This is a genomic window from Gordonia sp. GN26 (assembly GCF_054823965.1).
In genome coordinates, this window is the sequence record NZ_JSYC01000163.1 from 1 (window position 1) to 667 (window position 667).

1 protein-coding gene is annotated in these 667 nt (G+C 66.7%); it reads right to left on the bottom strand.

The features are described from left to right. A partial coding sequence (locus OK17_RS21625; protein ID WP_461418710.1) for a fatty acid desaturase family protein occupies window positions 1-400 on the bottom strand: 400 nt, incomplete at its 3' end. Window positions 401-667 lie beyond the last annotated feature (267 nt).

Consider the following 667-nt stretch of genomic DNA (forward strand, 5'->3'; position numbering starts at 1 on the left):
TCGTGTACTTGTGATGGATGTAGTTGTGGGTGTGCTTCCAGTGCGCCGACGGGTCGGTGTTGTCCCACTCCCACGTCGAGCTGTGCACCTCGGGATCGTTCATCCAGTCCCACTGCCCGTGCATCACGTTGTGCCCGAGCTCCATGTTCTCGACGATCTTCGCCACGCCGAGCGCACCCGCACCGGCCCACCAGAGCGACTTCTTGGTGGAACCGAAGAGCATCGCGCGTCCGGCCAGTTCGAGGCCGCGCTGGAAGCGGATGGTGTTGCGCAGGTAGCGGGCGTCACGCTCGCCACGGCTGGCCTCGACCTCCGCGCGGATCGCGTCGAGCTCGGCACCGAGCGCCGCGACGTCCGCCTCGGACAGATGTGCGTACTCGGGGATGTCCGTGATCGCCATACGTGTGGTCCCTTCGCAGGTGGGATGGGTCTCGGCGGGGGTCGACGACGACCTCTACACCGACCGGCTCACGCCGGATCTCCGACCCTTACGTTTCCGTAACTTACGCAAGCGTAGGTTACGTGGCGCGGGTGTGTCCAGCGGTGAGCCGCGGTGACGGCACGGATTTTCTGCGACGTTGGGGGTTTCGACAGGCTCAACCGGCGGGGGTCGAGCGCAACCGGCGGGGGGGTCGAGCGCAACCGGCGGGGGTCGAACGCAACCGGC